The sequence below is a fragment of the Christensenella hongkongensis genome (assembly GCF_000981035.1).
Taxonomy (GTDB): Bacteria; Bacillota; Clostridia; order Christensenellales; family Christensenellaceae; genus Christensenella; species Christensenella hongkongensis.
This window is the reverse complement of the sequence record NZ_LAYJ01000075.1, coordinates 1-327: the sequence shown is the minus strand read 5'-3', so window position 1 is coordinate 327 and position 327 is coordinate 1. Positions and strand designations below refer to the sequence as shown.

Below are 327 nucleotides of genomic sequence, written 5' to 3'. Positions count from 1 at the left end.
GTGTAGTGTGCCGTTATTTCCAATCCCGCAGCATCAAACGTATCACCCACCGTATACGTCGTCTTCGTCGGCTCTGCCGTCACTTCGATGCTGTCCAGAACAGGCACAGGTGCATTCACTGTGATGTCAAACGCTGCCGTTTTCTCTACACTGTCCTCTCCATACGTTACAGTAATTGTTTTCGTTCCTGCCGTACCCATATCGGGCGTGGAAAGCGTATACTCTCCGCTTGTCAGCACTTTATCCGCGCCGCCATTTGTATAATGCGCGGTTACTTCCAGTCCCGCAGCATCAAAGGTATCACCCACCGTGTATATTGTCTTCGTC

At 51.1% G+C, this 327-nt stretch carries 1 protein-coding gene; it reads right to left on the bottom strand.

The window, feature by feature from the left end:
* Window positions 1-327 (bottom strand): bacterial Ig-like domain-containing protein (locus CHK_RS04645; RefSeq protein WP_046442875.1); only part of this gene is annotated, 327 nt, incomplete at both ends.